The 26,789-nt window shown below is 71.3% G+C and carries 17 protein-coding genes; 10 read left to right on the forward strand and 7 right to left on the reverse strand.

The features are described from left to right. Positions 1-248: 248 nt before the first annotated feature. Positions 249-3,155 (reverse strand): bifunctional [glutamate--ammonia ligase]-adenylyl-L-tyrosine phosphorylase/[glutamate--ammonia-ligase] adenylyltransferase, encoded by a 2,907-nt coding sequence (gene glnE / locus PKA16_RS10365; protein WP_324402984.1) that lies wholly within the window; start codon positions 3,153-3,155, stop codon positions 249-251. Between the two features lie 61 nt (positions 3,156-3,216). Here glnE and PKA16_RS10370 point away from each other — a divergent pair, with 61 nt between their 5' ends. Together PKA16_RS10370 and PKA16_RS10375 are read left to right on the forward strand one after the other, a co-directional pair. Then, a complete protein-coding gene (locus tag PKA16_RS10370) occupies positions 3,217-7,287 on the forward strand; it encodes a YhdP family protein (protein ID WP_324402986.1) in 4,071 nt (1,356 codons plus the stop codon). Then, the gene (locus PKA16_RS10375) at positions 7,284-8,105 is read left to right on the forward strand and encodes a carbon-nitrogen hydrolase family protein (protein WP_324402988.1); all 822 of its coding nucleotides are present in this window, start codon (positions 7,284-7,286) and stop codon (positions 8,103-8,105) included. The genes PKA16_RS10370 and PKA16_RS10375 overlap by 4 nt, the downstream gene beginning before the upstream one ends. A 48-nt stretch (positions 8,106-8,153) precedes the next feature. On the opposite strand, the gene PKA16_RS10380 is transcribed toward PKA16_RS10375, so the two are convergent. Then, a complete protein-coding gene (locus PKA16_RS10380; RefSeq protein ID WP_324402989.1) occupies positions 8,154-8,393 on the reverse strand; it encodes a hypothetical protein in 240 nt (79 codons plus the stop codon). Beyond that, complete coding sequence (locus tag PKA16_RS10385; RefSeq protein WP_324402991.1) at positions 8,390-9,349, reverse strand: LysR family transcriptional regulator; 960 nt, start codon at positions 9,347-9,349, stop codon at positions 8,390-8,392. The genes PKA16_RS10380 and PKA16_RS10385 overlap by 4 nt, the downstream gene beginning before the upstream one ends. A 102-nt stretch (positions 9,350-9,451) precedes the next feature. Between PKA16_RS10385 and PKA16_RS10390 the strand changes: the two genes are divergently transcribed. Both PKA16_RS10390 and PKA16_RS10395 read left to right on the forward strand, forming a co-directional pair. Beyond that, complete coding sequence (locus PKA16_RS10390; protein WP_324402993.1) at positions 9,452-10,810, forward strand: aspartate aminotransferase family protein; 1,359 nt, start codon at positions 9,452-9,454, stop codon at positions 10,808-10,810. A 26-nt stretch (positions 10,811-10,836) separates the two neighbouring features. Beyond that, complete coding sequence (locus PKA16_RS10395; protein ID WP_324402995.1) at positions 10,837-12,357, forward strand: CoA-acylating methylmalonate-semialdehyde dehydrogenase; 1,521 nt, start codon at positions 10,837-10,839, stop codon at positions 12,355-12,357. Between the two features lie 64 nt (positions 12,358-12,421). Here the strand turns inward: PKA16_RS10395 and PKA16_RS10400 are convergent, their stop codons facing one another. Next, positions 12,422-13,720 (reverse strand): D-amino acid dehydrogenase, encoded by a 1,299-nt coding sequence (locus tag PKA16_RS10400; RefSeq protein ID WP_324402997.1) that lies wholly within the window; start codon positions 13,718-13,720, stop codon positions 12,422-12,424. 132 nt (positions 13,721-13,852) lie between these two features. On the opposite strand from PKA16_RS10400, the gene PKA16_RS10405 reads away from it, so the two are divergent. The 3 genes from PKA16_RS10405 to PKA16_RS10415 all read left to right on the forward strand — a co-directional run bounded on the left by PKA16_RS10405 (position 13,853) and on the right by PKA16_RS10415 (position 16,341). After that, positions 13,853-14,320, forward strand: coding sequence for an AsnC family transcriptional regulator (locus PKA16_RS10405; RefSeq protein ID WP_324402999.1), 468 nt, complete (start codon positions 13,853-13,855; stop codon positions 14,318-14,320). Positions 14,321-14,409: 89 nt separating this feature from the next. Further along, positions 14,410-15,480, forward strand: a complete 1,071-nt coding sequence (locus tag PKA16_RS10410) for a Dyp-type peroxidase (protein ID WP_324403001.1) — start codon at positions 14,410-14,412, stop codon at positions 15,478-15,480. Positions 15,481-15,534: 54 nt separating this feature from the next. Then, positions 15,535-16,341 (forward strand): family 1 encapsulin nanocompartment shell protein, encoded by an 807-nt coding sequence (locus tag PKA16_RS10415; protein ID WP_324403003.1) that lies wholly within the window; start codon positions 15,535-15,537, stop codon positions 16,339-16,341. Positions 16,342-16,530: 189 nt separating this feature from the next. Here PKA16_RS10415 and PKA16_RS10420 read toward each other — a convergent pair whose 3' ends face one another. The 3 genes from PKA16_RS10420 to PKA16_RS10430 form a co-directional block, all read right to left on the reverse strand. After that, complete coding sequence (locus PKA16_RS10420) at positions 16,531-17,529, reverse strand: diaminopimelate dehydrogenase (RefSeq protein ID WP_324403006.1); 999 nt, start codon at positions 17,527-17,529, stop codon at positions 16,531-16,533. Between the two features lie 148 nt (positions 17,530-17,677). After that, positions 17,678-19,180, reverse strand: coding sequence for a D-alanyl-D-alanine carboxypeptidase/D-alanyl-D-alanine-endopeptidase (gene dacB / locus PKA16_RS10425; RefSeq protein WP_324403008.1), 1,503 nt, complete (start codon positions 19,178-19,180; stop codon positions 17,678-17,680). 312 nt (positions 19,181-19,492) lie between these two features. Next, on the reverse strand, positions 19,493-19,999 hold the full coding sequence (locus PKA16_RS10430; RefSeq protein WP_324403010.1) for a DUF1993 domain-containing protein: 507 nt from the start codon (positions 19,997-19,999) through the stop codon (positions 19,493-19,495). Between the two features lie 117 nt (positions 20,000-20,116). Here PKA16_RS10430 and PKA16_RS10435 point away from each other — a divergent pair, with 117 nt between their 5' ends. From PKA16_RS10435 to secD, 3 genes are all read left to right on the forward strand, one after another. Then, on the forward strand, positions 20,117-23,695 hold the full coding sequence (locus tag PKA16_RS10435) for an indolepyruvate ferredoxin oxidoreductase family protein (RefSeq protein WP_324403012.1): 3,579 nt from the start codon (positions 20,117-20,119) through the stop codon (positions 23,693-23,695). A gap of 672 nt (positions 23,696-24,367) precedes the next feature. Further along, positions 24,368-24,688: a preprotein translocase subunit YajC gene (yajC, locus tag PKA16_RS10440; RefSeq protein ID WP_324403014.1), complete on the forward strand. Its 321-nt coding sequence runs from the start codon at positions 24,368-24,370 to the stop codon at positions 24,686-24,688. A 90-nt stretch (positions 24,689-24,778) separates the two neighbouring features. Beyond that, the gene (secD, locus tag PKA16_RS10445) at positions 24,779-26,659 is read left to right on the forward strand and encodes a protein translocase subunit SecD (protein WP_324403016.1); all 1,881 of its coding nucleotides are present in this window, start codon (positions 24,779-24,781) and stop codon (positions 26,657-26,659) included. Positions 26,660-26,789: the final 130 nt, after the last annotated feature.

Consider the following 26,789-nt stretch of genomic DNA (forward strand, 5'->3'; position numbering starts at 1 on the left):
AAACCCAACCCCGGTTTGATCGCGTTGGCATCGGGGTAACTGAGGAAAATAGGTTTATAAGTGCCTGATAGCGTGAAACACTGCACTAGCGCAGCAGGTGTGCGTGTTGCTCGAAGCGCGCAAAGACGTGGTGCTCTCGAAAGACGGCAAGAGCGTTTCCTATCCAAAGTTGAGCGCCAAAAACACCTCCAGCACTTGACAAGAAGCGCAGGCAGCTACGTTTCCGAAAGCAAGTCGGCCAGACCGCGTCAGCCAAAAACCGCCTGCCACAGCGCGCCGATCGCTGTGCGTTCCTGCGCCAGCGATTCCTCCGGCACCTGCGTCGGCTGCTCGTCCAGGCGCGCGATGTGCTGGGCGAAGCGCAGGCTGCGGTAGGCGTCGGCGCCGGCGCGGCCGACGCCCGGCGGCAGCAGGCCGGCGTCCTCGGCGCGGATCAGCAGGGCGATGTTGCCCAGGTTGGGTTCCAGCTCGGGGTGCTCGGCCGTGTGGGCCAGCACCAGGTACTGGGTCACGAACTCGGCATCGATCATGCCGCCGGGGCTGTTCTTGAGGTCGAACAGGCCAGGCCGCACCGGGTTGGCGGCATGCATCCTGCGCCGCATGTCAGCGATCTCCGCGCGCAGCGCCGCCCGGTCGCGCGGCGCCGTCAGCACCGCGTGGCGCACCGCGTCAAACCGTGCCGTGAGGTCGAAGGCCTCGTCGTCGGTCTCCGCGGGAGCCCCCTCGGGGGGCAGCGCACCCTGCGCAGCAGGGGAGTGTGGGGGCACCACTCCGTCCGCCGCCGGGCCGCTCCCAAGGCGGGCGGCGGCCCCCTCGGGGGGCAGCGCACCCTGCGCAGCAGGGGAGCGTGGGGGCACCATCCTCGCTCGCGTCATCGCCTGATGCTCCCAGGTCCAGGCGGTGTTGCTCCCGCGCTGCTGCTGGTAGTCGGCGTAGGCGTCGAAACGGGTCACCAGCAGCCCCGAGCTGCCGTTCGGGCGCAGGGCGGTGTCGATGTCGTAGAGGTGGCCTTCGCCGGTCTGCAGGCTGAGCCAGGTGATCAGCTTGCGCACGAAGGCGGCGTACACCTCGGGCGCGCGCTCGTCGTCGTCGTCGAACACGAACACCAGGTCCAGGTCGCCGCCGTAGCCGAGTTCCTTGCCACCCAGCTTGCCGTAGGCGATCAGGCCCAGGCGCGGCACGACGCGGTGGCGCTGGCGCAGCCGGGACCAGCACCAGCGCACGGTGACGCGCAGGATGGCGTCGGCCAGTGCCGACAGGTCGTCGGCCACCTGTTCGACCGTGATGCGGCGCTCGACGTCGCGCACCAGGGTGCGGAACACTTCGGCCTGGTGCGCGCGGCGCAGCAGGCCGAGCAGGTTTTCCTCGTCGTCCTCGCCCCCCCGGGCCAGGGCGAGCCGGCGCTCCTCCAGTTCGCGTTCGAGCTGGGCGGCATCGAAGCGCTGGGCCAGCAGGCTGGGGCCGGCCAGCTCGTCGATCACGCCGGGGTGCTGCATCAGGTAGCGTGCCGGCCAGCGCGCCATGCCCAGCACGCGCAGCAGGCGCTCGTGCACGGCGGGCCGCTCGAGCAGCAGGACGTAGTAGCTCTCGCGCCGCAGCAGGCTGTCGAGCCAGTCGATGAAGCGCAGCACCGCGGTGTCGCCCACGCGGCCCTCGCCCAGCCAGCCGGCAGTGCGCACCAGCAACTGCAGCAGGCGCTGGCGCGTGCTGTCGCGCAGGGCCTGCACGCGGGGCTCCCGGCACCAGCGCGTCAGCGCTTCCTGCACGCCGGCGCTGGCGACCAGGGCGGCGACCTCATCCAGGTCGTTCGGGGCGGGGGCCGCCGGTGCCGGGGCATCGGGCTTCTTGCCGCAGGTGCGGCAGGGCACCGAGCCACCGAGCAGGCGATCGAACTCCTCGGCCACGGTCTCGCGGTGTGCGTCCAGGTCGCCCAGGAAGGGGCACACGCTGGCGTAGCCCAGGGTGTGGGCCAGCCAGTCGAGGTCGTCGTCGCGTGTCGGAAGCACGTGGGTCTGCTGGTCGTCGAGGTATTGAATGCGGTGTTCGACGCGGCGCAGGAAGGTGTAGGCGGCGGCGAGCGCGTCGGCGGTGGCCTGCGGCATCAGGCCGGCGCGCGCCACGCGCTGCAGCGCCTTCAGCGTCGGGCGCGTGCGCAGTTCGGGGTACTGGCCGCCGCGCACCACCTGCAGCAGTTGCACGATGAACTCGACCTCGCGGATGCCGCCGCGCGAGAGCTTGACGTCGTTGGCGCGTCCCGGCCGGCCGGCGCTGCGCCGGTTGGCGTGTTCGCGGATCTGGCGGTGCAGCACGCGCAGCGAGTCGAACACGCTGTAGTCCAGGTACTTGCGAAACACGAAGGGCTGGACCACGCCGCGCAGCGGCGCGGCGGCGCCCGCGGCAATCGCCGCCCGGGGCGCCACCGCTCGGCCCTTGAGCCAGGCAAAGCGCTCCCATTCGCGGCCCTGCACCAGCATGTATTCTTCCAGCGTCTCGAGCGAGCACACGGTCGGACCGCTGTTGCCGTTCGGGCGCAGCGCCAGGTCGACGCGAAACACGAAGCCGTGCTCGGTGACGTCGCCGATCAGGGCGCCGATGTGGCGTGCCGCGCGTGTGAAGTACTCGTGCACTGACACCCGGCCGCGCCCGTCGGCCAGGCCGCGCGTCTCGCCCTCCTCGTCGTACAGGTAGACCAGGTCGATGTCGCTCGATACGTTCAGTTCGCGCGCGCCCAGCTTGCCCATGCCCATGACCCAGAATGGGGTGCGCGCGCCGCTGGCGGCGCGCGGCTCGCCGTGGCGCGCGTCCAGGTGCGCGAACGCGTCGGCGCAGGCGACATCGAGTGCCAGTTCGGCGAGCGCGGTCATGACCCCGGTGACGGTGGCCAGCGCGGCGCCCTGCTCGCAGTCGAGCACCACCAGGCGTTCGAGCACCAGCTGGCGCAGGATGCGCAGCGCCGCGCCGGTGTCGTGCCCGCGCGCGCGCAGCGTGGCCAGGCATTCGACCAGGCTCGCGCGGCTCGGCGTGCCGGCGGGCAGCAGGCCCAGTTCGTCCGGGTAGCGGCGGCGCAGCCGCTGCACCATGCGTGAATGACTGGCCAGGCCGGCCAGCGCTGGTGTCTGTTCGCTCGCGAAACCTTGCGCGTTGCCGCGGGTCATAATTTCCTTGCTGCCTGATGCGGGCCCTCAAGGCCTCCAATCGATCACCCGCAGAACCGCCTTGATCCGGTCACCCCTCCGCCGAGTCGCCGCCGCCGTCGCGCGCTGGAGCCTGCGTGCGGCCCTGGCGCTGTGGCTGCTGGCCGTGATCGCCTGGGCCAGCCTGCACTGGTTCATTGTGCCGCGAATCGACGATTTCCGTCCGCGGCTGGAGCAGCTGGCCACGCGCGCCCTGGGCGCGCCGGTGGTGCTGGGCGCCTTGCGGGCCGAATCCAATGGCCTGGTGCCGACGATCTCGGTGCATGCGGCGCAGGTGCTGGGCGCTGCGGGCCAGCCGGCGCTCGAGGTCGCGCGCCTGTTGGTGACGGTCTCGATCGGCTCGCTGCTGCGCGGCGAGCTGGCGCAGCTGGTGATCGATCAGCCCGAACTCGAACTGCGCCGCGACCGCGCGGGGCGGCTGTGGCTGGCGGGGTTCGAGATCTCCGCCACGGACGGCGACCCGAACCCGGCGCTGGACTGGGTCTTCGCGCAGGAGGAAATCCTGGTGCGCGGCGGCCGGCTGCGCTGGCTCGACGAGCAACAGGGCGCGGCGCCGGTGATGGTGACCGCAATCGATGCGGTGCTGCGCAATCCGCCGCGCCGCCACGAGTTCCGCGTGGATGCCACGCCAGATCCGGGCTGGGGCGAACGCCTGACGCTGGTGGGCCAGTTCCGCCAGCCGCTGCTGAGCCGACACGCCGGCGACTGGCGCGCCTGGAACGGGCAGTTGCACGCCAGCCTGCCGCGCCTGGACCTGGGGCGCCTGGCGCAGCTGGCGTTGCTGCCCCCGGGCTGGCAGGTCGACCTGCAGGCCGGCACCGGGGCGCTGCGCCTGTGGCTGGACGTGCGGCACGGGGCGCCGGTGGGCGCAACCGTGGACCTGGGGCTGACGGGGCTGGACGTGGTCCTCGGCGCCGATCTGCCGGCGCTGCGACTGGCGCGCCTGCAGGGGCGGCTCGACTGGCACGAGCGCGATGGCGGCTTCGAGCTCGGCACGCGCGGGCTGCAGTTCGTCGAGGCGGACGGCACGGCCTGGCCCGGTGGCAACTTCCGCCTGCGCCAGGTGGCTGCCACGACCGCGCCCGCAAGCACGCTGCAGGCGGATCGGCTGGACCTGGCGGCGCTGGCGCGCCTGGCCGACCGCCTGCCGCTGCCGCTGGCGCTGCGTGAGCGCCTGCGCCAGCAGCCGGTGTCGGGCCAGGTGCAGGCGCTGCAGGCACGCTGGCAGGGCACGCTGACGGCACCCGCCGACTGGCGGGTGCAGGTCCGGTTCACCGACCTCGCCATCGGCGCGCGCGCCCAGGCGTCCGCGGCGGCCGGCGCGTTCGAGCCCGGGGTTCCGGGCATCGATGGCGCCGCGCTCGAGCTCGACGCCACGCCCGGCGGCGGCGAGCTGGCGCTGCAGATCCGCGCCGGCGGGCTGGAATTCCCCGGTGTCTTCGAGCAGCCGCGCATCGCGCTGGCCGAACTCACGGCGCAGGCGCGCTGGCGCATCGAGGGCGAGCGCATCGCACTCGAGGTGCCCGAACTGGTGCTGCGCAACGACGACGCCAGTGGACGCTTCAGCGCGCGCTGGCACAGCGGCGAGGACGCCGACGGCGGTGGCCCGCGCTGGCCGGGCGTGCTCGATCTGCGTGGCGCGTTCAGCCGTGCCAGCGCCGCCGCCGTGCACCGCTATCTGCCGCTCAGCCTGCCGGCCGAGGCGCGGCATTACGTGCGCGATGCCATTCGCCAGGGCGAGGGGCGGGACATTGCCGTGCAGGTGAGCGGCAAGCTGCGCGAGGTGCCCTTCAACCTGCCGGGCGAAGTCGGCGAATTTCGCTTTGCCGGCCCGGTCAGCGGCGTCACCATGGCCTACGTGCCGCGCGGCCTGCAGTCGGCCGATGAGCCGCCCTGGCCGCCGCTGGAGGCGCTCGCGGGCGAGCTGCTGTTCGAGCGCGCCGGGATGCGGGTGCAGGGCGCCTCGGCCGCGGTGCAGGGTCATCCGGGCTGGCGTTTTGCCGGCATCGAGGCCACGATTGCGGACTTCAAGCAGGAGCGCGTGCAGGTGCGTGCCGAAGGGCGCGGCGCGCTGGACGCCGGGCTTGGCATCGTGCGCGCCTCGCCGGTGGCGGCCTATACACGGCATGCGCTGGATGATGCCCGCGGCACGCGGGATGCGGTGCTCGGGCTCCAGCTCGACTTGCCGCTGGAGCGCCTGGCGGAGTCGCGCGTACGCGGCCATGTGACACTGGCGGGCAACGACCTGCGCTTCGGCGGGGCCGCGCCCTTGCTGGCCCAGGCGCACGGCACGGTGCGGTTCACCGAGCAGGGCTTTGCGATCGAGGATGCGCGCGTGCAGGCGCTGGGGGGCCAGGCCGTGGTGTCGGGCGGCACCGAGCCGTCCGATGCCGCGGGCACTTCGCCGGTGCTGGTGCGTGCCCGTGGCTCGGCCAGTGCCGAAGGCCTGCGCGCGATGACGCAATGGGGCCCGGTGGCCGAGCTGGCGCGGCACGCCAGCGGCAGCGCGGACTACACGGCGGAGATCCGGTTTGACGCCGCCACGCCCGATATCGTGGTGCACAGCGACCTGCACGGGCTGGCGCTGGCGTTGCCGCAGCCGCTGGCCAAGGCGGTCGGGGCCCGTTGGCCGCTGCGTTACGCGTCGAACGCGCGCGCCGGAGCCGAGGGTGCCGAGCGCCTGCAGCTGCGCGTGGCCGATCGGCTGGCGGTGGAGTACGAGACCACGGCGGCGACGCCGGCACGCGTGCTGCGCGGAGCGGTGGCGCTTGGCGCGGCGGCGCTCGGCGACCTGGCGCTGCCGGAGCGCGGCGTGCGCGCCTGGATCGAGCTGCCGGAGCTTGACGCCGACGCCTGGCTGGCCTTGCGTCCGGAGCCGGCGGGCGATGCCGACGCGCCCGCCGAGGCCTACGCCGACGCCCTGCCCAGCCGGTGGTCGGTGCGGGTCGACGAGTTGCGCGCCGGCGCGCGCCGGCTGCATGCGCTCGCCGCCACCTTGACACACGAGCAGGGACGCTGGCGCGTCGACGCGCACGCGCGCGAGCTGGACGGGCGCATCGATTACATCGAGGGGGCAGGCTCCGATCCCGGCACCCTGCGCGCCCGCCTGGCACGGCTCAGCCTGCCCGCCGAGACAGAGACAGAGACCGAGGCCGAAGCGAGCGCGAGACCGCAAGCGACGCAGCCATCCGGACGTCTGCCGGCGCTGGACGTGGAGATCGAGGACTTCGAGCTGCGCGGCAAGAAGCTCGGCCGGCTTGAGGTGCAGGCGGTGAATCGCGAGACGGCGCCGGCGGCCGATGGCGCCACCGCGCCCGCGCGCGAATGGCAGTTGTCGCGCCTGGCGCTGGTCACGCCGCAGGCGCAGCTCCAGGCCAGCGGGCGCTGGCTGACCGGGCGCGCCGGCGTGCGCGATGGCGGCGCCGCCAACGACACGGCGCTGGATTTCCGGCTCGAGGTGGAGGACGCCGGCGCATTGCTCGAGCGCTTCGGCATGCACGAGGTGCTGCGCGGCGGGCACGGGCAGATTGCCGGCCGGCTCGGCTGGGCGGGCTCGCCCACCGCACCGCACTACCCGAGCCTGGACGGGCAGGTGCACATCGACGTGCAGGCCGGCCAGTTCCTCAAGGCCGAGCCGGGCATCGCCAAGCTGCTGGGCGTGCTCAGCCTGCAGGCGCTGCCGCGGCGCCTGACGCTGGACTTCCGCGACGTCTTCAGCAGTGGCTTTGCATTCGACTACGTGCGCAGTGACGCCCAGGTGCGCCGTGGCGTCGCCAGCACGGAGAACCTGCAGATGAAGGGGGTGAACGCCGCCGTGCTGATGGACGGCCACGTCGACCTGGCGCGCGAGACACAGACGCTGCGCGTGCTGGTGGTGCCGGAAATCGATGCCGGCACCGCCGCGCTGGCGGCCACCCTGATCAATCCGGCCATCGGCATTGGCGCCTTCCTGGCGCAACTGGTGCTCAAGGGCCCGCTGGCCCAGGCCGCGACGCGCGAGTTCCGCATCACGGGCAGCTGGGACAATCCGGACATCCAGTCCGTGCAGGCGCCCGCGGCGGAGACGGTGCCGGCGCCAGGAGAACACCGATGAAGGTCGCCGCCATCCAGATGGTCTCGGGCATCGAAGTCGCCCCCAACCTGCAGGCCGCGCAGATCCTGCTGGCCCAGGCCGCCGCGAATGGCGCCGAGCTGGCCGTGCTGCCCGAGTACTTCTGCGTCATGGGGCGGCGCGACACCGACAAGCTGGCGCTGGCCGAGCCGCTGGGCAGCGGCCCGATCCAGGACTGGCTGGCGCGCACGGCGCGTGACCTGGGTCTGTGGCTGGTCGGCGGCACGCTGCCGCTGGCCTGTGAGCCGCCCCAGGCGGGGCGGGTGCGCAACGCGTCGCTGGTGTTCTCGCCGGCCGGCGAGCGGGTTGCCGTCTACGACAAGATGCACCTGTTTCGCTTCCACGATGGCGAGCGCGCCTACGACGAGGCGGCGGTGCTGGCGCCCGGTGATACCCCGGTGTGTTTCGATCTGCCGTCGAACGACGGCCATCGCTGGCGCGTCGGCCTGAGCATCTGCTACGACCTGCGCTTTCCCGAGCTGTACCGTCGCTACGCCACCCAGGGCGCCGATCTGCTGCTGGTGCCCAGCGCCTTCACCTTCGTCACCGGGCAGGCGCACTGGGAGGTGCTGCTGCGCGCGCGCGCCATCGAGAACCAGTGCGGCGTGGTCGCGCCGGCGCAGGGCGGCGTGCACGAGAACGGCCGGCGCACCTGGGGCCACAGCATGGTGGTCGACGCCTGGGGCGAGGTACTGGGCGTGCGTGCCGAGGGTGCGGGCGTGGTGCTGGCCGAACTCGATCCCGTGGCCCTGGCGGCGCGGCGACGCCAGCTTCCGGCGCTCGAGCATCGTCGACTCTGAGGCGTCGCCCGCGGGCGCAACCCGGCGCGGCCGATGCGCGCACCGGCGTCAGGGCGTGCGGGCGGATTGCGGGGTCGGCGTGTGGTCGGCGGCGGGCGCTGCGTCCGTGTCCGCAGGCGTCGCTGCCGCCGCGCGCGCCTGCTGTTGCAGGCGTGCGATCTCGCGCCCCCCGCGCACGGCGCAGGCGGCCAGTTGTGCCTGGCGCAAGGCCCGCACCTGGGCGAGCGGATCCTCTGCGGTCGGCGCGGCGGCCAGCGCCTGCTGCAGTCGGTGGGTGTCGTTGCTCATGCGGGTTCCCCAGGCTGGGGATGGGCGCCCAGCAGCGCGCGGTGGAAGGCCAGCGCCGCGCGCGGCGGCCGGGGCGAGCGGCGCAGCACGCTGACGAAGTCGCAAGCGTAGCGCAGGCGCCGTGGCTGCACGGCACGCATGCGGCCCTGGCGCTCGAAGGCCGCGGCGTAATGATCCGGCAGGAAGCCGAGGAAGCAGCCTGACAGGATCAGCGTGGCGATGGCCTCCTGGTCGAAGCCGGTGGCGGCGCGCGGCAGCCCGCGCGCGTGCGCCAGCTCCATGTTGGGCGAGTGGTAGCCCAGGCCGGCAAAGTCGCGCCGGCGGCGCAAGCCGTCCCAGTCCAGCTGCGCCGCCGGCGCGTCGAACAGCGGGTGGCCGGGCGCGCAATACAGGTGCATGGTCTCGCCGAACAGCCGGTCGTAACGCAGGCTGGCGGCGCTGCGGTGCGCCGGGACCACGCCCACCGCCAGGCTGCCGTCCATCACGCCGCGCTCGATCGCCTGGATGGTGCCCACGTGCAACTCCAGCGCCACGTCGGGGGCCTGGGCGCGAAAGGCGGCAATCGCCTGGGCGATGTGGGCCTCGGGGTTGCTCGCGGTCTTGTCGAACAGGCCCACCGCCAGGCGCCCGCCCATGCGCTGGTGGATGTCGTCGACGCCGGCGCGAAAACCCTCCACCGCGGCCAGCAGGCGCAGCGTTTCGTCGTAGACGCGCTGGCCCTCGGCCGTGAGCGCAAAGCCGGCACGCCCGCGCCGGCACAGGACGAGGCCGAGCCGCGTCTCCAGGTCCTTGACGTGGCGGCTGATGGTGCTGATGCCGATGTTCAGCTCCAGTTCGGCCGCCGCCATGCCGCCGCAGTCCACCACGGCCTTGAACACGCGCAACAGGCGCAGGTCCATGTCGCTGACCTGCCCCAGCACGGCGCGGGCGCGGGGCGCGGGTGCTTTGACTTTCATGAACAGTCAAGTGAACTTGGTCATTTGCCTATTTGATGAATTAAAGCACGCGCCGACAATCGCCGCATGGGCCCAAACGCGCCCGCTCGAAGGAGACCTGTCATGACCACCGTCCTCACGCCCCAGACCGCCACCCCCGCCATCCGCCGCGACGCCGCCTGGCTCGACGCGCACTGGATGCCCTTCACCGCCAATCGCCAGTTCAAGCGCGACCCGCGCCTGATCGTCGCCGGCGAGGGCGCGTACTTCACCGACGCCGACGGGCGCAAGGTGTTCGACGGCCTGTCCGGCCTGTGGTGCTCGGGCCTGGGCCATGGCCGGCGCGAGATCGCCGAGGCCGTGGGCCGCCAGGCGGCGCAGCTCGACTACGCGCCGGGCTTCCAGTTCGGCCACCCGCTGGCGTTCGAACTGGCCAACCGCGTCAAGGAGCTGACGCCCGAGGGGCTGGACTATGTGTTCTTCTGCAGCGGCGGCTCCGAGGCCGCCGACACCGCGCTCAAGATGGCGCGCGCCTACTGGCGCGCGCGCGGCCAGGGCGGCAAGACGCGCCTGATCGGGCGCGAGAAGGGCTACCACGGCGTCAACTTCGGCGGCGTCTCGGTGGGTGGCATGGTCGGCAACCGCAAGGTCTTTGGCCAGGGCATCGAGGCCGATCACCTGCCGCACATCCAGCCCCCGGTCGGCAGCTTCATCCAGGGCCAGCCGCAGGGGGGCGGGCGCGAGCTGGCGGACCGCCTGCTGGACCTGATCGCGCTGCACGACGCCAGCAACATCGCCGCCGTCATCGTCGAGCCCATGAGCGGCTCGGCCGGCGTGTTGATCCCGCCCGTGGGCTACCTGGAGCGCCTGCGCGAGATCTGCACCCAGCACGACATCCTGCTGATCTTTGACGAGGTCATCACCGGCTTCGGCCGCTGCGGCGCCATGACCGGCTCTGACGCCTTCGGCGTCGTGCCCGACCTCATGACCTTCGCCAAGCAGGTCACCAACGGCGTGCAGCCGCTGGGCGGCGTGGTGGCCAGCAAGGCGATTTACGACACCTTCATGGCCGCCGGCGGGCCCGACTACATGCTGGAGTTCGCCCACGGCTACACCTACAGCGGCCACCCCGTGGCCTGCGCGGCCGGCCTGGCGGCGCTCGACCTGCTGGAGCGCGAGGACGGCCCGGGCCGCGTGCGCGCGCTGGCGCCGCACTTCGCGCGCGCCGTGCACGGGCTGAAGGGCGCGAAGCATGTGGCCGACATCCGCAGCTACGGCCTTGCCGCCGGCCTGACCATCGCCGCGCTGCCGGGCGAGCCGGCGCGCCGCCCGTTCGAGATCGCCATGGCCTGCTGGAAGAAGGGCTTTTACGTGCGCTACGGCGGCGACACCATCCAGCTCGCGCCGCCCTTCATCAGCACCGAGGCCGAGATTGACCGTCTCGTGAGCGCCGTCGGCGACGCGCTGGACGAAGTGGCCTGAGCGCGACCCCTGGAGGAACAAGACCCATGCAACGCGACCCGAATGTCACCGCCACCGTCGGCCATCTGATCGATGGCCAGGTCGTCCACGAGGGTGGCCGCAGCCAGCCGGTGTTCAACCCCGCCACCGGCACCTCGCACACCAGCGTCGAGCTGGCCAGCCAGGCCACGGTGGAGCGCGCCATCGCCAGCGCCGCCGCCGCCTTCCCGGCCTGGCGCGACACGCCGCCGCTCAAGCGCGCGCGCGTGATGATGAAGCTGAAGAACCTGCTGGAGCAGCACGCCGACGAGATCGCCGCCCTCGTCACCGCCGAGCACGGCAAGGTGCTCAATGATGCGCACGGCGAGCTGCAGCGCGGCATCGAGAACATCGAATACGCCATGGGCGTGCCCGAGCTGCTCAAGGGCGAGCATACGCGCAACGCCGGCCCCGGCATCGACTCCTGGTCCGAGTTCCAGCCCCTGGGCGTGGTGGCCGGCATCACGCCGTTCAACTTCCCGGCCATGGTGCCGCTGTGGATGTGGCCGCTGGCGGTGGCCTGCGGCAACACCTTCGTCTTGAAGCCCAGCGAGCGCGACCCCTCATCCACGCTGCGCATCGCCGAGCTGGCGCTGGAAGCCGGCCTGCCGCCGGGCGTGCTCAACGTCGTGAACGGCGACAAGGAGGCGGTGGACACCCTGCTCGCCGACCCGCGCATCCAGGCCGTGAGCTTCGTCGGCTCCACCCCGATCGCCGAGCGCATCTACGCCGATGGCTGCAAGGCCGGCAAGCGCGTGCAGGCCCTGGGCGGCGCCAAGAACCACGCCATCGTGATGCCCGACGCCGACATCGCCAACGCCGTCAGCGCCATGATGGGCGCCGCCTTCGGCTCCTGTGGCGAGCGCTGCATGGCGGTGCCGCTGATCGTGGCCGTGGGCGACGACACCGCCGAGGCCATGATCGCCGGCCTGAAGACCGCCATCGCCGAGATGAAGGTCGGCCCCGGCAGCGACAACGCCAACGACATGGGGCCGCTGGTCACCAAGGCGCACTTCGAGAAGGTGCGGGCTTACGTCGACAGCGGCGTCGCCGAGGGTGCCATCCTGCTGGTCGACGGCCGCACGCTCAAGGTCAAGGGCCACGAGGACGGCTGGTTCCTCGGCCCCTGCCTGTTCGACCACGTGAAGCCCGGCATGAAGATCTACCAGGAGGAGATCTTCGGGCCCGTGCTCGGCATCGTGCGCGTGCAGTCGCTGCAGGAGGGCATGGACCTCATCAATGCGCACGAGTACGGCAACGGCACCTGCATCTTCACCCGCGACGGCGAGGCCGCGCGCTGGTTCACCGACCACATCCAGGTCGGCATGGTCGGCGTCAACGTGCCGCTGCCCGTGCCCGTGGCCTACCACTCGTTCGGCGGCTGGAAGCGCTCGCTGTTCGGCGACCTGTTCATGTACGGCCCCGACGGCGTGCGCTTCTTCACCCGTCGCAAGACCATCACCCAGCGCTGGCCGTCCGCCGGCGTGCGCGAGGGCACGGTGTTCAGCTTTCCGAGCCACCAGCACTGACGCCTTCAAGCCAGAAAAAGCCGCCGGCCCGTGAGGGCGAGGCGGCTTTTCTGTCTTGGCTCGATCAGGCCGGCGCGTGCTGGTGGAAGCGCCGCTCGTCACGGCCGCTGCGATCGTAGCGATCCAGCCCCAGCCCGTCGGTGCGGATGTCGGGCTGGCGGCCCAGCGTCAGGTCGGCGACCAGCTTGCCCGAGCCGGCGGCCATGGTCCAGCCCAGCGTGCCGTGGCCGGTGCTGAGCATCAGGTTGACGTAGCGCGTGGCGCCGACGATGGGGGTGCTGTCCGGGGTCATCGGACGCAGGCCGGTCCAGAATTCGGCACGCGGGATGTCGCCGCCGGTGAACAGGTTGCCCAGCACCATTTCCAGCGTCTCGCGCCGGCGCGGGTTCAGGCGCAGGTCGAAGCCAGCCAGCTCGGCCATGCCGCCGACGCGGATGCGGTCGTCGAAGCGTGTCAGCGCGACCTTGTAGGTTTCGTCCATGACGGTGGAGCGCGGTGCGCGTGCCGGGTCGATGATGGGCACGGTGAGTGAATAGCCCTTGACCGGATACACCGGCAGGTCCAGCCCGAGCGGCGCCAGCAGGGCGCGCGAGTAACTGCCCAGCGCCAGCACGTAGCGGTCGGCGGTGAGCACTTCGCTGCTGGCCAGGCGCACGCCCTTGATGGCCTGGCCGCTGGTCTGCAGGCACTCGACCTCGGTGTTGAAGCGAAACTGCACGCCCAGGGCTCGTGCCAGCTCAGCCAGCCGCGTCGTGAAGCGCTGGCAGTCGCCGGTCTCGTCGCCCGGCAGTTGCAGGCCACCGACCAGGCCGCGCGCCTGTGCCAGCGCCGGCTCGTATTCGGACAGTTCGGCCGCGTCGGTCATCAAGCGATACGGCACGCCGCATTCCTGCAGCACGGCAGTGTCGCGCTTGGCTGCTTCCATCTGGGCGGCGGTGCGGAACACCTGCAACGTGCCCAGGGTGCGCTGCTCGTACTCGATGCCGGTGTCCTGGCGCAACTGGCGCAGGCAGTCGCGGCTGTATTCGGCCAGGCGCGTCATGCGCTCCTTGTTGACCGCGTAGCGCGCGCTGGTGCAGTTGCGCAGCATGTGCGCCATCCAGCGCAACTGGAACAGGGTGCCGTCCGGGCGGATCGACAGCGGCGCGTGGCGCTGGAACAGCCACTTGATGGCCTTGAGCGGAATGCCGGGCGCGGCCCAGGGCGTGCTGTAGCCGGGCGAAACCTGGCCGGCGTTGGCGAAGCTGGTCTCCAGCGCGACGTCGGCCTCGCGCTCCAGCACCGTGACTTCGGCACCGGCACGCGCCAGATAGTAAGCCGTGCTGACGCCGATGACGCCGCCGCCCAGAACGATGACTTTCATGACTGTCTCCACTGTTGCTTTCGGATGATGGAAAGTGTAGGGAGAGTGCGGCGGAAAGAATCACCGAAATGCATTGCTCTTGCTTCTGTATCCAGTCAAAATCACTGCAAATCAACATTGATTTGGTGGATCATGCTGATGCTGGATCGAATTGACCGAAAAATCCTCGACGAGCTGCAGCGCGACGGCCGCCTGTCGATCACCGAACTGGCCCAGCGCATCGGGCTGTCGACCTCGCCCTGCTCCGAGCGCGTGCGTCGGCTCGAGCGCGACAAGGTGATCCTCGGCTACCACGCGCGCGTCGATCCCGAGGCGCTGGGGCGCAGTCTGCTGGTGTTCGTTGAGCTGACGCTGTCGTCCAAGTCCTCCCAGGTGTTCGAGTCGGTGCGCCAGGCCCTGCTGCTGGAGCCGCGCGTGATCGAGTGCCACCTGATCTCGGGCAGCTTCGACTATCTCGTCAAGGCGCGCCTGTCGGCGATGCGCGAGTACCGCGACCTGCTGGGCCAGATCCTGCGCCAGATCCCGGTGCCGGCCCAGAGCAACAGCTACGTGGTGATGGAGGAGATCAAGGAAGGACAACCGTTGCCGGTGGGCCTGTGACGGCGTGCGACCCGAGCGTGGGCACAGCGCGCGGTCGGTGCGGTTAGACTGATCCGTAAGCCCTTGGCGCTATTCCGACGGACCCTGACATGCCCCGCACCCCATCCGACGACGCTCCCGAGCCCCAGGCCGTGCTGGCCGGGCAGGGCATGGCCGCTCATTTCATCGTCCTGGACATTGCCCCCGGCGCTGACGCCGAGGAACGCGTGCGCGCCCTGTGCGGCAATGCCGCCGGCCTGGTGCGCAGCGTCGGCATGCGCGAGCCCGAGCAGCGCCTGAGCCTGGTGCTGGGCATCGGTTCGGCCGCCTGGGACCGGCTCTTCGGCGCCCCTCGGCCGGCGCGCCTGCACCCGTTCAAGGAGGTGCGCGGCGCACGCTACCATGCGCCCTCGACGCCGGGCGACCTGCTGCTGCACATCCGCGCCATGTCCGAGCGCATGTGCTTCGAGCTCGCGATGCAGATCATGCGCGCGCTGGGCGACGCCGTTACCGCGGTGGACGAGGTGCACGGCTTTCGCTACTTCGACCTGCGCGCCATGATCGGCTTCGTCGACGGTGTCGAGAACCCGGGAGGTCGCGAAGCCGTCGAGGCGGCGCTGGTCGGCGACGAGGACCCGGGCTTTGCCGGCGGCAGCTACGTCATCGTGCAGAAGTACCTGCACGACATGGTGGCCTGGAACGCCCTGTCCACCGAGGAGCAGGAGCGCGCCATCGGCCGCACCAAGCACGACAACATCGAACTGGCCGACGACGTGATGCCGAGCAACTCGCACGTCGCGCTGAACATCATCGAGGACGACGACGGCGAGGAACTCGCCATCGTGCGCGGCAACCTGCCGTTCGCCAACGCCGCGCGCGGCGAATACGGCACCTACTTCATCGGCTACGCGCGCGACCCGGCGGTGACCGAGCAGATGCTGGACAACATGTTCATCGGCCGCCCGCCCGGCAACCATGACCGCCTGCTGGATTTCAGCACCGCCGTCACCGGCACCCTGTTCTTCGTGCCCTCGACCGAGTTGCTGGAGCAACTCGCCGACGGCAACCCTCTCGCCGGCGAGGACGCGGCCCCGACTGGCAGTGCAGGCGCCGCCAGCAGCGGCACGCTGGCCATCGGTTCATTGAAGGGGCAGCCCCAGGCACCCCGCCGCAGCGACTAGGCGGCCCGGCGGCCGCGCGTCGAGCCCACAAACCATGCCACCGAGGATTTCGCCATGAACAACCTGCACCGCGAACTGGCCCCCATCTCCGACGCCGCCTGGGCGCAGATCGAGGAGGAGGTGGCGCGCACCTTCCGCCGCAACCTGGCGGGACGGCGTGCCGTCGACGTCGACGTGGCCGAGGCCGGCAGCCGGCACTCGGCCGTCGGCACCGGCCACCTGAAGGCGCTGGAGTCGCCACAGGAGGGCGTGATCGCGCGCCAGCGCGTGGTCATGCCGCTGGTCGAGCTGCGCGTGCCCTTCGAGCTCACGCGCGAGGCCATTGACGACGTCGAGCGCGGTGCCGACGATTCCGACTGGCAGCCGGCCAAGGATGCGGCCGAGCGCCTGGCCCACGCCGAGGACCGCGCCATCTTCCTCGGCTACGCCGCCGCCGGCATCGAGGGCATCCGCGACGGCAGCAGCAACCCGGTGCTGGCCCTGCCGGCGCAGGCGGCGCAGTTCCCGGACGTGGTGGCGGCCGCACTCAAGCAGCTCAAGCTGGTCGGCGTCGACGGGCCCTACGCCGCGGTGCTGGGCGCCGACACCTACACCGCCCTGCTCGAGGCCAGCGACCGCGGCTACCCGGTGCTGAACCACGTGCAGCGCCTGATTGGCAGCGACAACCTGATCTGGGCGCCGGCGATCGAGGGCGCCTACATCCTGTCCACGCGCGGCGGCGACTTCGAGCTCAGCCTCGGGCGCGACCTGTCCATCGGCTACCTCAACCACACCGACGCGCTGGTGCGTCTCTACCTGGAGGAGACGCTCACCTTCCGGCTGCTGTCGTCCGAGGCGGCGGTGGCGATCCTGCCGGCCTAGGAGTGTGGGCGGCAGAAGACGCCGAAGCGAAACGTGCGAAAAGCGAGGACAGCGTGGTGATACTGACAAGCTCAGGGTGACCCCCTGGGTGCGGTTGGCAGCACCGCGATGGATCAGTTTCTCGCGCGTTGCAGCCGGCGCGCCTCCAGCCGCCCACGCTCCTGGCCGCCGGCTCCGCCAGGCCGTGGTTCAGAGGTAGTCGCGTCGCAGCTCCTCGGCACTGCGCGGCGACAGCAGGCCGGGCGCCACGTCCAGCACGGTGTGGGCGCCATGGCGGCCCATCTGGTGCAGCCGGTACACGGCGCGCGCGTAGGCCACCAGCACGCTGGCGGTGAACTCCGGGTTGCTGCCGAGCTGCAGGCGGTACTCGATCACGTGCCGAGCGGCGTCCGAGGTGTCGCCGCTGCGGATCACGAAGCCGCCGTGCGGCATGGCCGCGTGGTCGCGCGCCAGTTCCTCGGCGCCGATGAAGCGCACCGTGGTCTCGTAGTCGGCAAAGTAGTCGGGCATGGTGACGATGGCCTGCCGCACGGTTTCGCGGTCGGCGCCCGGTGCCAGCACGACGAAGCACTCGCGCGTGTGCTTCTGGCGCGTCGTCAGCTCCGGCCGCGTGCCGCTGCGCACCTGCTGCATGGCGGCTTCGACCGGTACCGTGTACTGCACCGCGCCGGCCACGCCGGGCACGCGGCGCAGCGCGTCCGAGTGGCCCTGGCTCACGCCCTTGCCCCAGAAGGTGTAGCTGGCGCCGTCGGGCAGCAGGGCTTCGCCCATCACGCGCTGGATCGAGAACAGGCCCGGGTCCCAGCCCGCCGAGATCAGCGCGGTGGTCCCGGCGGCGCGCGCCGCCGCATCGACTGCCGCGAAGTGCTCGGGAACGTGCGCATGGGTGTCGAAGCTGTCGACGATGTTGCAGCGCGCCGCCAGCGCCGGTGACTGCAGCGGCAGGTCGTCCTTCGAGCCGCCGCACAGCACCAGGACGTCGACCTGGTCGGCCCGTGCGGCCAGGTCGTCCATGCGGTGGACCGGGGTGCCGGCGATGCGCGGCTGCACGGCGGCGGGGTCGCGGCGCGTGAAGATGCCGACGGTGCGCAGATCGGGGTTGTGCGTGATGGCGAGTTCGACGCCGCGGCCCAGGTTGCCGTGTCCCACGATGCCGATGCGGATCGGGGCGGCGGAAGGGGAGGTCATGGATTCAGCTCCTGTCTTGCTGGGGCGGTGCCCCTGCGGCGGCTGGCCGCCGAGTCTGGAAAGCCATCTTAACGGCGTTGCAGGGTCGACCGCTGACAGGGTGCACCGGTTTGCCAGCTGCATCCAGCCGGGAGCCGCCCGGGCCGCGTCACTGGTCGCGCACCGCCCACTCCACGAGCCGGTCCAGCGCGGCGCGCGCGGCGCCGGCGTTGGGGTCGTTGATCAGGCCCACCACGGCATAGACCTGGCCGGAGCGGCCAAAGGCGTAACCGGCAATGGCGGCGACGTCGCGCAGCGAGCCGGTCTTCAGGCGCGCCCTGCCGATCGCCTCGGAGCCCGGGCTGCGGCGTGCCAGGAAGCGGGCCGTGCCGGTGACCCCGGCCAGCGGCAGCGAGTGCTGGAAGGCCTCGGCATGCGGGCTGCGCGCGGCGTCCTGCAGCAGCGCCACCAGCGCGTCCGCGCTGATGCGGCCCTCGCGCGACAGGCCGGAGCCGTTGTCCAGCACCGGCGCGGCGCGCAGGCCGAAGCGCTCGCGCCACCAGCGCCTGAGCCGGTTGGTCGATTCCGCGAAGCTGCCGCGCCCGTCGCCCGCCGCCGACAGGGTCAGGAACAACTGCTGGGCCATCACGTTGTTCGAGTACAGGTTGATGTCGTCCACGATGTCGAGCAGCGGCAGCGAGTAGCCGGTCACCAGCGGCTGGCCGGTGGCCGGTCGGTCCAGCCAGCGCACCTGGCCGCTCAGGCCGCCGCTGGCGGCGCGCCACATGCCCTCGATCACGCGCGGCGCATGGCTGGCCGGATCGGCGTAGGCGACGGCCCACTCGCGCTCGCCGCAGGACCAGGGGTAGCGTCCGGCCAGCCGCACCTCGGACGGATCGCTGAAATCGGCCGCCAGGCGCGCCTGCCAGTCGCCGCAGGCGCCCTTGGCGCTCGCCACCCGGGTCGGCACGCGCACCCCCGCCATGGGCGGCTCGCTCTCCACGCGCACGCGGCGGGTGACCGGGTCCGGGATGAAGCGCAGCACCAGCGCCTTGAAGTTGACCAGCAGACCGTCCGGCCCCACGTTGTACGGGCGCAGCGGATCGTCGTCGAAGGCCGCCGGGTCGTGCGGCGGCAGGCGGAACACGCTGCCATCGAGCAGGATGTCGCCGTCGATGCTCCGCACGCCCTTGTCGCGGATCGCCGCGATCAGTTCGGCGAGGCGCTCGCGCACCAGCTTGGGGTCGCCGCTGCCCTGGATCAGCAGGTCGCCGTGCAGCACGCCGTCATGGACGTAGCCCTGGGTGTAGACGCGGGTCTTCCAGAAGTAGGCGGGCCCCAGCAGGTCGAGGCCGGCATAGGTGGTCACCAGCTTCATGACCGAAGCCGGGTTCATCGGCACGTCGGCCTGCCAGGACAGGCGCGGCGCCGGCGGCGCCGCGGTGGCCGGAGCCGGATTGGCCTCGCCGCTCGGGTTGACCGGCGCGGCGACGCGGCTGACGGTGCCGGGCGGCGGTGCCAGCGGCACCACCGTCATCGACACGTGGGCCTCGGGCACGCCGGCGCGCGCCAGCGCCTGGCTGACCTCCTCGGGCAGTGCCTGCGCCAGCACAGCGGCGGCCCAGCCCAGGCCCAGGGAGACGATGACGGCGCGCACACGGAACCGCTGCATGGGCGCCAAGTTTAGGCGGGCCGATCGAACGATGAACGACCACGGCCGCCGCCATCATCGCGAGCCGCGCAGCGACGTGGCGATCCAGCAACAGCGCCCGCGACGATCTCAGCGCTGCGCCTGGGGCGCTGCGCACGGGCCCGGCCCCATCCTGCGCCGCAGGCGCGTCATCGCAGCGCAGCGAAGTCATGCGTGATTTCAAGCGCAGGTTCGCATCAGGCGCCCCTGGCGTCGCGCGCCACCGGTGGCCGCGGAACAGGCCAGTCGGGGCGCCCGTGGCCGTGGCCTCCCTGGCCACGGGGGTGATTCATTTCACGGCTGCCCCAGGAAGTCGCGCTTGCCCACTGCCACCCCGTTCGCGCGCAGGATGTTGTAGGCGGTGACCACGTGGAAGTAGACGTTCGGCATGGAGTGGCCGAGCAGCAGTTGCAGGCCGGTGTAGCGTGTCTCCACGCGCGTCACCGGCAGCACGATCTCGTGGTCCTCCGTGCCGTCGATGCGCTCCGGCGGCACGCTCTGGATGAAGGCGATGCTGCGCGCGATGCGGTCCTTGAGCTCGGCCAGGGTCTGCTCGTTGTCCTCGTAGCGCGGCACCTCCATGCCCGCCAGGCGCGCCACCACGCTGCGCGCCTTGTCGCAGGCGATCTGCACCTGCTTGGAGAACGGGTACATGTCCAGCGCCAGGCGCGCCTGCATCAGCACGGCCACGTCAATGCCGTGCGCGTCGATGTGCGCCTGCGCCTTGTCCAGCATGCCCGACAGGTTGTGGAGCACGTTGACCAGGCGTGGCACGCTAGCCTGGTACATGGAAATCTGCATGGCAACTCCCAGGAGACGGACGCAAGCCGTCCGTGCGACACCGATCTTATCCACCCGCGGGCCACGCCTGCGCCCTATCATCGACGCATCAGCTTGCCAGACCAGGAGACCTGCCCCATGAACGCCCCGCTGCCCGAGTCGATTCGAAAGGCGCTGGAGACCGTCACGCTCGAGGACCGCTACACGCTCGAGCAGGGCCGCGCCTTCATGAGCGGCATCCATGCCCTGGTGCGCCTGCCCATGCTGCAGCGCCAGCGCGACCAGCAGGCCGGCCGCAACACCGCCGGCTTCATCAGCGGCTACCGTGGCTCGCCGCTGGGCGGCTACGACCAGGCGCTGTGGGCGGCGCGCCAGCACCTGCAGCAGCACCACATCGTGTTCCAGCCGGGGGTGAACGAGGAGCTGGCGGCGACCGCGATCTGGGGCACGCAGCAGCTCGGCTTCGCGCCCGCCGGCAGCAATCGCTACGACGGCGTGTTCGGCATCTGGTACGGCAAGGGGCCAGGCGTGGACCGCTCGGGCGACGTCTTCAAGCACGGCAACATGGCCGGCACCACGCCCTGGGGTGGCGTGCTGGCGGTGGCGGGCGACGACCACATGGCCGTCAGCAGCACGGCGGCACACCAGAGCGACCACATCTTCAAGGCCTGCGGCCTGCCGGTGTTCTTCCCGGCCAGCGTGCAGGAGATCCTCGACTTCGGCCTGCACGCCATCGCGCTCAGCCGCTACGCCGGCGTCTGGGCCGGCATGAAGACGATCCAGGAGATCGTCGAGTCGGCCGCCAGCGTCGAGATCGACCCCGGCCGCGTGCAGGTCGTGCAGCCGACCGACTTCGCGATTCCCGAGGACGGCGTGCACATCCGCTGGCCCGACGGCGCGCTGGCGCAGGAGGAGCGCCTGTTCAACGTCAAGTGGCGCGCGGCGCTGGCCTACATCCGCGCCAACCGCCTGAACCACGACGTCATTGCCGGCCCGCAGGACCGCTTCGGCATCATGGCCAGCGGCAAGGCATACAACGACACGCGCCAGGCGCTGCTCGACCTCGGCCTGGACGAGGCGGCCTGCCGCCAGCTCGGCATCCGCCTGCACAAGGTCGGCGTGGTCTGGCCGCTGGAGGCACAGGGCACGCGCGCCTTCGCCACCGGGCTGCAGGAGATCCTGGTGGTCGAGGAAAAGCGCCAGATGATCGAATACCAGCTCAAGGAGGAGCTCTACGGCTGGCGCGACGACGTGCGCCCGCGCGTGGTCGGCAAGTTCAGCGAGGGCGGCGAGTGGTCGCAGGCCGACCCGAGCGCCAACGAGCTGCTGCGCTCCACCGCCGACCTGACGCCGGCGCGCATCGCGCGCGCGCTGGCGCAGCGGCTGGGCAAGCTCGGCCTGGACGCCGACTGGAACGCGCGCATCGCGCAGGGCCTGGCGCGGCTGGAGGCGGCCGAGCGCGCGCAGAGCGTGATCCGCGTCAGCGGCCCGCTGGCGGCCGAGCGCATGCCCTGGTTCTGCTCGGGCTGTCCGCACAACACCAGCACGCGCGTGCCCGAGGGCTCGCGCGCCATGGCGGGCATCGGCTGCCACTTCATGGCCACCTGGATGGACCGCGACACCATCGGCTTCACCCAGATGGGCGGCGAGGGCGTGCCCTGGGTCGGCCAGCAGCCCTTCAGCAACGAGAAGCACGTGTTCGCCAACCTGGGCGACGGCACCTACTACCACAGCGGGACGCTGGCGGTGCGCCAGAGCGTCGCCGCCGGCGTCAACATCACCTACAAGATCCTCTACAACGACGCCGTCGCCATGACCGGCGGCCAGCCGATCGGCGAACGCCCCGAGGGCCTGTCGGTGCTGCAGATCGCTCAGAACATGCGTGCCGAGGGTGCAACCAGGATCTGCATCGTCACCGACGAACCGGAGAAGTACACCGAGGCACGCCGCCACGGCCTGCCCGACGGCATCGCCATCCACCACCGCGATGAGCTGGACGCGGTGCAGCGCGAGTTCCGCGAGATCGCCGGCACCACGGTCATCATCTACGACCAGACCTGCGCCACCGAGAAGCGGCGCCGGCGCAAGCGCGGCACCATGGTCGACCCGGCCGTGCGCGTGCTCATCAACGAGGCCGTGTGCGAAGGCTGCGGAGACTGCAACGTGCAGAGCAACTGCCTGTCGGTGGAGCCGCTGGAAACCGAGTTCGGCCGCAAGCGCACCATCAACCAGAGCACCTGCAACAAGGACGTGTCCTGCGTCAAGGGCTTCTGCCCCAGCTTCGTCACGATCGAGGGCGGACAGCTGCGCCAGCAGGCGCGCCAGGGCGTTTCCACCAAGCCGGATGAACTGGGCGCCCTGCCCGAGCCGGCGCCGGCGCCGCTCGCGCCCGGCCAGGCCTGGGGCGCGGTCGTGGCCGGCGTCGGCGGCACCGGCGTCATCACCATCGGCCAGCTGCTCGGCATGGCGGCGCACCTGGAGGGCAAGGGCATCGTGACGCAGGACGCGGCCGGCCTGGCGCAGAAGGGTGGCTCGACCTGGAGCCACGTGCTGATCGGCGCCTGCCAGGACGACATCGCCACCACCCGCGTCGGCATGGCGGCGGCCGACCTGGTGCTGGGCTGCGACCCGATCGTCGCCGCGCACCGCGAGACCGTGGCGCGCATGGGCCCCGGGCGCACGCACGTGGTGCTGAACAGTCATGCGGCGCCGACGGCGGCCTTCCTGAAGGACGGCGCCTGGCAGAACCCAGCCGAGCGGCGTGCCCAGGATATCGCGCGCGTGGTCGGCGACGCCGGCCTGGCGCGGCTCGATGCCGACGCGCTCGCCGCCGGCCTGCTGGGCGACACCATCTACACCAACCCCATCCTGCTCGGCTACGCCTGGCAGCGCGGCTGGCTGCCACTCGGCCGGGCGGCGCTGCGCCGCGCCATCGAGCTGAACGGCGTGCAGGTCGAGAAGAACCAGCTCGCCTTCGAATGGGGCCGCCAGGCGGCGCACGACCTGGCGCGCGTGCAGGCGCTGCTGGCGCCGGTGCGCGCAGTGGCCAAGGCGCGGCCGCAGTCGCTGGACGAGGTCGTGGCGCGCCGCGTGGCCTATCTCACCGACTACCAGGACGCTGCTTATGCACGCCAGTACCGGGATTTCGTGACACGCGTGCAGGCGGCCGAGGCGCCGCTCGGCCGCACCGAGCTGGCCGAGGCCGTGGCGCGCTACCTGTTCAAGCTGATGGCCTACAAGGACGAGTACGAGGTCGCGCGCCTGCACGCCGACCCGGCCTTCCTCGCGCGCATCGAGTCCATGTTCGAGGGCGACTACAGGATTCACTACCACTTGGCGCCGCCGCTGCTGGCCAAGCGCAATGACCAGGGCGAGCTGGTGAAGCAGAAATACGGCCCCGGCATGCTGCGTGCCTTCCGCCTGCTGGCTCGGTTCAAGGGCCTGCGCGGCGGCCCGTTCGACGTGTTTGGCCGCACCGCCGAGCGGCGCACCGAGCGCGCCCTGATCGCCGAATACCGGGCCAGCATCGAGGCCGTGCTGCCCGCGCTGGTGGCCGGAAATCACGCCGCCGCCGTGGAGATTGCCCGCATCCCGGAGCAGATCAAGGGCTACGGCCACGTCAAGGAGCGCAACCTCCAGGCGGCACGCGGGCGCTGGGACGCCCTGCTGGCTGCATGGCGGCCGGCCGGCGCGCAGCGTCCCCCGGCGGCGTCCTAGGATGAAACACCCCCTATGTCGCTGAGCTCCACGTGCTCGCCGCCAGAGGCGGCGGCTCTTCGGCCCGTCCAGACCTGCGCAGGCAGGTCTGGAGCCGCGGGCCTCAGCCCCCTGCAAGGGGGACGCACCCAGTGTCCAGGGAGACCCCGGCCACGGGTGCCCCCGCCTGGCCTGCTCCGCGGCCCTTGGAGCCGTGGCGTTTCATGCGTCGCGGGTGGCGCGAAGCGCGGTGGAGCAACTGAAGTGAAACACGCTCCGCGGCTTCACGCGCTGCGCGATGTCGCGCCCGCCACCTTGAGCACCGCTCGGCCGCCGCAGGTGCGCAGGCCCCCCATCGGGGGCAGCGCAGCGTGCGCGCGTTGTGCGGGAGCGCGCAGCCCGTGGCCGCGGAGATCCCGGTCATGGCTGCCGCTGGCGTGGCCTGCCCCGCGGCCATCGGAGCACGATCCCTCCATGCGTCGCGGATCGCGCGAAGCGCGGTGGAGCAGCTGATGCCGCCTCGCATTCGAACGCAAGCTCGCAGGACGCGCCGGCGCGCGGCCCGGCCTGCCCTGGCCGGCAACGCCGACTTACAATAAAGGGTTCAACTGCGCGCGGCCATCGGCGCCAGCGCGGTCGCGGCGCACGCCACCCCGGCGCGCGCCTTGCTTGCCCTTTGCCCAGGAGCCCCTCGTGTTCATCTCCAACGCCTACGCCCAGGCCGCGCCCGCGGCCGACATGTCTTCGTCCCTCATGAGCATGGCACCGCTGGTGCTGATGTTCGTGGTCCTCTACTTCATCATGATCCGTCCGCAGATGAAGAAGCAGAAGGAGCACCGGGCCATGATCGATGCCCTGGCCAAGGGCGACGAGGTGGTGACGGCCGGCGGCATCCTGGGCCGTGTGACATCGCTCGGCGACAGCCACCTGGGCGTGCAGATCGCCAGCGGCGTCGAGGTGCAGATGCAGCGCAGCTCGGTGGTGCAGGTGCTGCCCAAGGGAACCTTGAAATAAGCCGGCCGGTCGCAACCCGGTGGGCTGGCGCATGATTGCTGGCCCGGTGCGCCGCCATTCCTTGATGCCCCGCTTGCCACGAATCGCTCCATGAACCGTTATCCGCTCTGGAAGTACCTTCTCCTGCTCGTCGTGCTGGTGGTGGCGGTGATCTACACCCTGCCCAATTTCTACGGCGAGGCGCCGGCGGTGCAGGTTTCGGCCGGCAAGACCACGACCCGGGTCGACGAGGCCACGCTGGAGCGCGTCGAGAGCGCGCTGCGCGCGGCGGACACGCCGGCCAACCAGCTCACGCTGGAAGGCGGTTCGGTGCGGGCGCGCTTCGACACGCCCGACGCCCAGCTCAAGGCCAAGGACGTGATCGAGCACGCGCTCAACCCCGATCCGGCGGACGCGGCCTACATCGTCGCGCTGAACCTGGTGTCGCGCTCGCCGACCTGGCTGTCGCAGCTCGGCGCCAAGCCGATGTACCTGGGGCTGGACCTGCGCGGCGGCGTGCACTTCCTGCTGCAGGTCGACATGCGCGCCGCGCTGACCAAGAACCTGGACACCCAGGTGAGCGACCTGCGCCTGGCGCTGCGCGAAAAGGGTGTGCGCCACGGCGGTATCAACCGGGAGGGACAGAGCATCGAGGTGCGCGCCAATGACCCGGCCACGCTCGAGGCGGCGCGCCGCGTGGTGCTCGACAAGCTGCCCGACCTGCAGGTCGACACCGCCGGCAGCTCGGACGGCCGGCTGGTGCTGACTTTCAAGCCCGAGGCGCTGCGCCGCGTGCAGGACAACGCCATCAAGCAGAACATCACCACCCTGCACAACCGCGTCAACGAGCTGGGCGTGGCCGAGCCGGTGATCCAGCAGCAGGGCGCCGACCGCGTCGTGGTGCAACTGCCCGGCGTGCAGGACACGGCCAAGGCCAAGGACATCCTGGGCCGCACGGCGACGCTGGAGATGCGCCTGGTCGACGAGAGCGCCGAGGGCCGCGCCGCCGAGCTGGGCCAGGGCCCGGTGCCGTTCGGCTCGGAGAAGTTCCTGCTGCGCGACGGCACGCCGGTGGTGGTCAAGCGCCAGGTGATCCTCACCGGCGACAGCCTGACCGACGCCCAGCCCGGCTTTGATTCGCAGACGCAGCAACCCAAGGTCGACCTGACGGTGGACGGCAAGGGCGGGCGCATCATGCGCGACGTCAGCCGCGAGAACCTGAAGAAGCGCATGGCCATCATCCTGTTCGAGAAGGGCAAGGGCGAGGCGCTGACGGCGCCGGTGATCCAGGCCGAACTGGGCACGCGCTTCCAGATCTCGGGCTCGATGACGGTGAACGAGGCCAGCGATCTGGCGCTGCTGCTGCGCGCCGGCTCGCTGGCGGCGCCGATGGAGATCATCGAGGAGCGCACCATCGGCCCCAGCCTGGGCGCCGAGAACATCAGCAAGGGCTTCCACAGCGTGCTCTGGGGCTTCGTCGCGATCGTCATCTTCATGTCGATCTACTACATGATGTTCGGCGTGTTCTCGTCGATCGCGCTGACCTTCAACCTGCTGCTGCTGATCGCCATCCTGTCGATGCTGCAGGCCACGCTGACCCTGCCCGGCATGGCGGCGGTGGCGCTGACCATGGGCATGGCGATCGACGCCAACGTACTGATCAACGAGCGCGTGCGCGAGGAGCTGCGCGAAGGCGCAGCGCCGCAGACCGCGATCCACACGGGCTACGATCGTGCCTGGGCCACCATCCTGGACTCCAACGTGACCTCGTTGCTGGCGGGCCTGGCGCTGCTGGCCTTCGGCTCGGGGCCGGTGCGCGGCTTTGCCGTGGTGCACTGCATCGGCATCCTGACCTCGATGTTCTCGGCAGTGTTCTTCTCGCGCGGCCTGGTCAATTTGTGGTACGGGCGCCAGAAGAAGCTCAAGTCGGTGTCGGTCGGCACGGTCTGGAAGCCCGAGCCCGAGGATCGCCTGGTGGCAGGCGCGCGCTGAGAAATGGGTTACCCCCTGTGTCGCTGCGCTCCTTCCCCCAAGGGGGACGCACCCTGTGGCCGGGGAGACCCCGACCACGGGCGCCGCGCATGGCCTGCTCCGCGGCCGCGGGGGCAGTGTCGTTTTGTGC

Origin of the sequence: Ottowia sp., from assembly GCF_035325765.1 — a bacterium.
GTDB lineage: Bacteria > Pseudomonadota > Gammaproteobacteria > Burkholderiales > Burkholderiaceae_C > Ottowia.